This window comes from Pseudobutyrivibrio sp. (genome assembly GCF_017471675.1).
In the GTDB taxonomy this organism is placed as follows: domain Bacteria; phylum Bacillota; class Clostridia; order Lachnospirales; family Lachnospiraceae; genus Pseudobutyrivibrio.
Window position 1 is genome coordinate 38,246 of sequence record NZ_JAFUSK010000091.1, and the last position, 7,274, is coordinate 45,519.

General features: G+C 39.6%; 6 protein-coding genes. 1 reads left to right on the forward strand and 5 read right to left on the reverse strand.

The annotated features are described in order from the left end of the window. Positions 1-9: 9 nt before the first annotated feature. The 5 genes from IJ535_RS13760 to IJ535_RS13780 are packed head-to-tail and all read right to left on the reverse strand — an operon-like array spanning position 10 to position 6,656. The gene (locus IJ535_RS13760) at positions 10-2,199 is read right to left on the reverse strand and encodes a GTP-binding protein (protein ID WP_294304001.1); all 2,190 of its coding nucleotides are present in this window, start codon (positions 2,197-2,199) and stop codon (positions 10-12) included. Beyond that, positions 2,199-3,065, reverse strand: coding sequence for a YitT family protein (locus tag IJ535_RS13765; protein ID WP_294304003.1), 867 nt, complete (start codon positions 3,063-3,065; stop codon positions 2,199-2,201). The genes IJ535_RS13760 and IJ535_RS13765 overlap by 1 nt, the downstream gene beginning before the upstream one ends. Beyond that, on the reverse strand, positions 3,055-4,374 hold the full coding sequence (locus IJ535_RS13770; protein WP_294304006.1) for an RsmB/NOP family class I SAM-dependent RNA methyltransferase: 1,320 nt from the start codon (positions 4,372-4,374) through the stop codon (positions 3,055-3,057). Before IJ535_RS13770 ends, IJ535_RS13765 begins: the two co-directional genes overlap by 11 nt. Then, positions 4,374-6,134 (reverse strand): arginine--tRNA ligase, encoded by a 1,761-nt coding sequence (gene argS / locus IJ535_RS13775; RefSeq protein WP_294304008.1) that lies wholly within the window; start codon positions 6,132-6,134, stop codon positions 4,374-4,376. The genes IJ535_RS13770 and argS overlap by 1 nt, the downstream gene beginning before the upstream one ends. 21 nt (positions 6,135-6,155) lie before the next feature. Next, a complete protein-coding gene (locus IJ535_RS13780; protein WP_294289388.1) occupies positions 6,156-6,656 on the reverse strand; it encodes a QueT transporter family protein in 501 nt (166 codons plus the stop codon). A 116-nt stretch (positions 6,657-6,772) separates the two neighbouring features. Here IJ535_RS13780 and IJ535_RS13785 point away from each other — a divergent pair, with 116 nt between their 5' ends. Continuing rightward, the gene (locus IJ535_RS13785) at positions 6,773-7,162 is read left to right on the forward strand and encodes a thioesterase family protein (protein WP_294304010.1); all 390 of its coding nucleotides are present in this window, start codon (positions 6,773-6,775) and stop codon (positions 7,160-7,162) included. The last annotated feature ends 112 nt before the right edge of the window (positions 7,163-7,274 follow it).

A 7,274-nucleotide genomic window follows, 5' to 3' on the forward strand; every position in this document is an offset into this window, starting at 1 on the left:
TTCTTTAAGCTAAGGCCATGCATAGATAAGATTGTAGCCATCCACAAGAAGATACTTCTGCCTTGGCTTAACCTCCTTTGGTGCAGTATACACGTAATCCGAATCCACTCTCCTTGGTCTTGTAGAATCCCCATAATGCCAGCCCTTCTTAGGATTCTTACCATGATTACTATGTGTAGCCTGCCTTAAGATACTGTCTATCTCATCAGGATCTAACCATTCGTCCACGCTGTGATTCATTCGCTTTGAGTTGATTGGAATATTCATATCTATATCCTTATCAACTGCATTTTCAATACATGGTACATGACACTTATCCTTTACCTCATACCATGGTACGATAACCCCAGCCCCGTGAGAGCAGAATACTGAATCCGCCGGATTATCTATATCCGCTTCAGGATTATAATTAGAGCTTGCAATTACCTCTTCACTATTTTTGCATTTATCGTAGTGTGCATTGCTTAAAGTAATTCGACCCATGCCCTTTGTAAATGTCACAAGACTGGCCTGATAATTTCTGATTGCAACAGCCGGTGCCTGACCTGTGATTTTGGAATCGCCGCCTAAATCCTCTGGTGCATCAAAGCTTCCACCCATATTTTCAATATCAGTCATAACTCGTCCTATTTGAGTGGATGGTAATACTATTTCAAAATCAAAATATGGCTCTAAAATCTCTGTGCCAACCTCCATAAGACCTTGCCTGATAGCTCTGTAAGTGGCTTCTCTAAAATCACCGCCTTCTGTATGTTTAATATGGGCTCTACCTCCCACTATAGTAAACCTAACATCTGTAAGTGGAGCGCCTATTGCAGTTCCTAGATGTTCCCTTTCAAGGATGTGGGTAGTGATTAATCTTTGCCAGTTAAGTGCCAAATCATCTGTAGAAACCTGGCTTTTAACTTCTATTCCGCTTCCAGTAGGAAGTGGCTCCATAAGAATATGGGCTTCTGCATAATGACGAAGAGGTTCAAAATGCCCTACCCCCTCCACTGGCTCCTTTATAGTTTCCTTGTAAAGTACCCCTGCCTCTGTAAACTTAGCCTTAATACCAAGCTCTGTTTCGATACGTGTAAGTAAGATTTCTGTTTGAACCTCACCCATCAGGTTAAATGTAATTTCTTCCAAGGCCTCATTCCATTTTACATTTAAGGATGAATCCTCATCACCTAAAGCCATCAGCTTAGGGTATGCAAGACGAGGAATAGTATCATCCAAAAACTCAAGCTTATATTTAAGCACAGGAGTAATATTTAGCTCCGGTCTGTTAGAAACTATCCCTAAGCCTTGTCCTGCAAATGTATTTTTAGGACCTACAAATGCCACAACATCACCAGCATTTGCTTCATCCAGTTGGGTGTATTTTGCCCCTGAATACAGGCGAATCTGATCTACCTTTTCACCATTTGATAGTGTATCCTTAACCTTTATTTTTCCTGAAGTAATTTTGACAAAGGTAAGGCGACTGTCTCTTCCAAGGCTTTCTATCTTATAGATTTTAGCTCCAAATTCAGCCTCTTTCACATCTTCATTTTTCTTATTTTTATATTCACTTAAGCCTTTAATAAAACTAAGCAATTCATCTACGCCTTGATTTTTCAAGGCTGAACCTTTAAAAACCGGGAACAATTCCCTATTAACTGTTAATTCGTATATACGATTATCTGATAGAGTGTCTGTATCTAAGTATTCCTCCATTGCCTCTTCATTTGCCATAGCAATATCCTCAAGTGAGGTAAGCAAATGACAAGAGTTTGATATTTCTTTTAAAGCATTAAGACACATAGCCTCATCGAAGCCTGGCATATCAGTCTTGTTTATAAAGATAACTGTAGGTACATTATTCTTTTTTAGAAGGGAAAACAGTGTCTTAGTATGAGCCTGCACTCCATCTGTACCGCTAATAAGAAGAATAGCAAAATCAAGTGCCCAGATTGCACGCTCTGTTTCTGTGGCAAAATCCACATGCCCTGGAGTATCAAGAAGTGTTATCTTAGTTCCCTCATATTCAAATACTGCTGGCTTTGAAAATATAGTGATCCCCCTGTTTTTTTCCTGCTGATTTGTATCCAAAAAGGCGGACCCCTTGTCTACTCGACCAAGGTCCGCCAAAACTCCAGCGTTATATAAAATTGCTTCTGATAGTGTAGTCTTGCCTGCATCTACGTGAGCAAGAATTCCCCATGCCTCATTCATTAATTGTATCCTCTAAAGCCTTTTCCTATAATTTCGCTACTGTTTGTAATCGCAATAAATGCTCCAGGCTGATTGCGTCTGATAAAGTTCTTAAGCTCCACTGCCTGCTGACGCTTAAGAATTGTAAGAATAACTGTCTTTTCAGTGTGACCATAAGCTCCCTCAGCCTTGTACACTGTAGCCCCTTTGCCTAAATCATTCATAATATAATCTACTATAGGCTCAGGATTTGTACAGATTATTGTAAAATACTTGGCAAGATTGATGTTTTCTATTGTCTCATCAACTACCAGTGATTTTGCAAGAAGACCTACAAGGGAGAACAATCCTGTTTCAACATTAAATACTAAGCATGCCAAAATAACGATAATAACATCTGACATAAAAAGTGCTGTACCAATATCTACCTTAGTGTATTTCTTAAGTACCATGGCAACTATATCTGTTCCACCACTAGATGCACCTAAGTTAAAAAATACTGCAGATGCAAAGGCAGGAAGTGCTATGGCAAACATAAGCTCAAGCACTGGCTGGCTGGTAAGTGGCCCATTCATAGGAGCAATCTTCTCTAAGATGCTAGGTCCAAAAGAAACAAGCAGTGTAATATATGTTGTCTTAATTCCAAAGGATTTGCCAAAGGTAACAAATCCCAAAATAAGCAAAATAATATTAATCACCAGGTTAATATAGCCAGGTGTATGAGGTAGTAGCTGTGCTAATACAATAGAAAGACCACTAACTCCACCAAAAGAAAAATGGTTTGGGAATTTAAAGAAATATATTCCAATTACCATTACCGCAGATGCTATGGTAAACATAAGATATTCATATATGTCTTGTTTATGTCTGTAAATTTTATGTATCATATCTTCTTAGTCCCTTCGGATAGTGATTCTTTATCTGACCTTTAACAGATTTTCCCCAACCAATAGAAACCCCATCAACAGTAATTAAAGCCCATCCATCAGCTACGCCATCTATACGAAGTGATTGACCTAATAGATAGTTTTTAATCTCCTGACTGTCACAAGAAAAATCTATGCTGTTATTAACCTCATCAGCCTTAAGCGCCAAAGCCATAGCATGGCTTGGTTCAAAACGATTCTTCTTAAGGGTGCCAAGGAATAGCCCACCTCTTAGCACATGAAGTCCGCTAAAATCAGGACAATTCTCCGGTAATTTATACAGCAAATCATTAATAAGAAGCAGATTATTCTTCCACTCCTTAGGCGCCTTAAATATCTCCTTAATAAAGGCATAATAATCCACTAACATTTTATCACTAGGCCGCTTAATATCATAGTAGTTTCTATCAAAGCTTTCCATACCAGCCTTTTCAAGAAGGCATGCATAGTGACCTTCACCCTTATCCTTATGCGGCCACAGCCTACGCTCCTCTACCACCTTCATATCCGGATGTCTTTCTACAAATGCTGCTACTGCTTCCTCATCCTCAAGCCTTGCAAAGGTGCAGGTGCTATAGCACATCCTTCCACCAGAAATTAACATTTCGTAGGCACTATCAAGGATTTCAGCCTGACGCGATGCACACATCTTAACAGAATCAAGAGACCATTCATCACAGGCATCGTGATTCTTTCTAAACATCCCTTCCCCAGAGCAAGGTGCATCCACCATAATCTTATCGAAATATTCAGGGAATTTATCTGCAAGCTTATCTGGATATTCAGATGTTACGATACAGTTTCTGATTCCAAGACGCTCTACATTCTCTGAAAGAATCTTGGCTCTGTTTTTCATAGGCTCGTTGGAAACTAAGATTCCCTCTCCAGCTAAATATCCAGCAATCTGTGTAGATTTTCCACCAGGAGCAGCACAAAGATCAAGACAAATATCTCCAGGCTTTGGAGCTAACATCTCCACTGGAAGCTGGGCTGATGCATCCTGAATATAGTACAAGCCTGCCGCATGATATGGATGAATACCTGGACGGTTTATTTCATCATAGTAATAGCCATTAGGGCTCCACTTCAACTGCTCTTCAAGCATAGACTTAGTGTTTTCAACAGCCTTTTCATTTGATTTTATAGGATTAAAACGTAAAGCTGATATCTTGCTTTCCTCAAATGAACGCAAAAACGCATGGAAGTCAGGACCTAAGTCCTGCTCCATGCGATTAACAAAATCAATTGGTAAAAATGAATGATCACTCATTACATACGCTCCGGTGCCTTAAAGCCAAGTAAATCGATAGACTTTTCAAGGACGCTACGTGTAAGCATAAGAAGCTTAAGGTAGCTTGCCTTTGTAGCCTCATCCTCCTCAGCTAAAATCTTAGTGTCGTGATAGAATCTATTAAATGCATTTGCTAAATCATAGATATATGCACAAATCTTGTGTGGTGCCATATCTTCATAAGCTGATGTAAGAGCAGCCATAAACTTAGTAAGCTCAAGCTGTAAACCACGCTCTGAATCAGAATGTGCTGGAAGGATAGCGCCATCAATGCTTTCTACTCCTGCCTTAGCAAGAATTGACTTACATCTAACAATTGTGTAAAGGATGTAAGGACCTGTGTTACCTTCTGCAGATGTGAATCTGTCAATATCGAAGATATAATCCTTAGAAGCCTGGTTAGATAAATCACCATACTTAACAGCTGAAAGGCCAACAATCTGAGCTGTCTTAATAGCATCCTCATCACTCATTGTGCCATTCTCTTTAATCTTCTCAAGCATCTTATCTTCTACTTCCTTAAGAAGATATTCAAGACGCATAACTCCGCCCTGGCGAGTCTTAAATGGCTTACCATCCTTACCGTTCATAGTACCAAAGCCTACGAAGTAAAGATTCTTGTCAGCTGGAACAATGCCTGTTTTCTTAGCACAACGGAACACCTGTGTAAAGTAAAGCTCCTGACGCTTATCAACAACATAAATGATTGAATCTGGATTATAATCCTTCATTCTCCATACCATTGTTGCAAGGTCCGTTGTATTGTAAAGAGAAGCACCATCTGATTTAAGAATCATACATGGTGGAACTTCCTTAGTATCTGTTTCTTCCTTAACATCAACAACAAGAGCGCCTTCAGAAATGTAAGCGAATCCATCATCCTTCATCTTCTGAACCATATCAGGGATGTAAGGTTGTGCGTCTGATTCACCCTTCCATAAATCAAAAGTAACATCAAGCTTCTCGTAGTTTCTCTTAAGATCTGTAACTGAAACATTAAGGATGTGTGAAAGAAGTGCCTGATAGCCCTTTCTTCCATGCTGAAGCTCGTAAGTAGCTCTAAGAGCTGCTTCCTTGTATGCCTCATCCTCCTTAGACTTACCTGATGCACATGGGTAAATCTCCTCAAGCTCTGAAATAGTAAATGGTGGCTCTGTAGGATATTCACCATCATAATTCTCATCAAAGTAAACAAGCTCTGGCTTACGAAGCTTAAGCTCTGTAATGATAAGACCCATCTGAAGACCCCAGTCACCAAGATGAACATCGCCTATCACCTCATCACCCATGAAACGAGCTGTACGCTTAATAGACTCACCTATAATAGCTGAACGAAGATGTCCTACGTGAAGTGGCTTAGCAACGTTTGGTCCGCCGTAGTCAATCATAACCTTCTTAGGTGTGGCAACCTTTTCAACGCCAAATCTTTCAGTATCTGCTGCCATGCCTGAAACAAAGCCTGCAATAAACTCATCCGAAAGATTCATATTAATAAATCCTGGAGGACATGCCTCACACTTTGAAAACATTGCATTTTCTGCAAGCTTCTCTACCACTTCGTTGGCAATAGCTATAGGAGCCTTCTTGTATTCCTTAGCAGCTGCCATAGCGCCATTACACTGAAACTGGCATAAATCAGGTCTGTTTGAGAGGGTAACCATCGCATATTTCTCATCAAACCCGCAAGCTGCAAAGCCCTTAACTACTTCTTCTTTAATCTGCTGAAGTATTTCTTTCATCTCGTCCTCCAAAAAATAATATTAGGCATTCACCTGATTATCTCTAAAAATAAACATTCTCTCTTTCCAAAGAGCTGCCTTTAAAATCATTCCTAAAATGCAAACGCTAATAACCTCTCCTACGCATACTGTTACAACTAAGAACCAATATGCATCAGGCATTTTATAAGCGAATCTAAGTACTAATGGAATTATAACACCATTTGCGATAACTGGTGGTAATGTAAATAAAAATTTTGTTTTTCTAAGGTAATAAGTACCGATTGCACCAAGTAATGTAGCAAGACTTCCAAAAACAATATCATAGATAGCGCAGCCAGTAATGATGTTGGAAAGTACACAACCTACGAAAAGTCCAGGAATTGCTGCTGGTGTAAAAATAGGTAAAATGCAAAGAGCCTCAGATATACGAATCTGAATTGCACCATTTGCAAGACCGAATGCATTGATAAATACTGTCAATGCAACATAAATGGCTGCAATCATTGCACCCTGACATAATAATAAAACTTTTCTATTCATTTAAATATCTCCTAGTTTTGATTTACGTGAGGATGGTTACGAACTCACGGAGTTGAATTATAGCACAAAAATGGCTATTATACAAACCATAGAACACAGGAAAAGAGGTAGAAATAATGCTAGAAGTTGGTATGAAGGGCACAGCCCAGACAAAAGTAACAAAAGAGAACACAGCCAAGGCTTTTTGCAGTGGCGCACTTGATGTATTTGCTACACCTGCCATGCTTTCTTTAATGGAAGAGACCTGCTGGAAAATGATTCAGCCAGAACTTGGTGATGGTGAAGGAAGCGTTGGCACAAAGGTTGATATCAGCCATGACCGTGCATCAGCTATTGGTCACACTATCAAATGCGAAGCAACACTTGTAGAAATCGACAGACGCCGTCTTGTTTTTGAAGTAACCTGCTTTGATGGGGACAATGTAATCGGCAAGGGAACCCACGAGCGTTTCATTATCAACAATGAAAAATTTATGGAAAAAGGGGCTGTTAAAAAACTCCCCTAAAAGGTAAGGAGTGAAATCTTCGGATTTCACTCCTCTTTTATTAAAAAAATGAGCCACAGACCTATGGCTGTGACCCAAATCCGGTATATAATATACCTATGCTAACCACTAC

What these genes read in the sequence shown, in the direction of transcription:
- IJ535_RS13765 (WP_294304003.1), bottom strand. Translation starts at nt 3,065, where the DNA reads ATGATACATAAAATTTACAGACATAAACAAGACATATATGAATATCTT.
- IJ535_RS13785 (WP_294304010.1), top strand. Translation starts at nt 6,773, where the DNA reads ATGCTAGAAGTTGGTATGAAGGGCACAGCCCAGACAAAAGTAACAAAA.
- IJ535_RS13770 (WP_294304006.1), bottom strand. Translation starts at nt 4,374, where the DNA reads ATGAGTGATCATTCATTTTTACCAATTGATTTTGTTAATCGCATGGAG.
- argS (WP_294304008.1), bottom strand. Translation starts at nt 6,134, where the DNA reads ATGAAAGAAATACTTCAGCAGATTAAAGAAGAAGTAGTTAAGGGCTTT.
- IJ535_RS13760 (WP_294304001.1), bottom strand. Translation starts at nt 2,199, where the DNA reads ATGAATGAGGCATGGGGAATTCTTGCTCACGTAGATGCAGGCAAGACT.
- IJ535_RS13780 (WP_294289388.1), bottom strand. Translation starts at nt 6,656, where the DNA reads ATGAATAGAAAAGTTTTATTATTATGTCAGGGTGCAATGATTGCAGCC.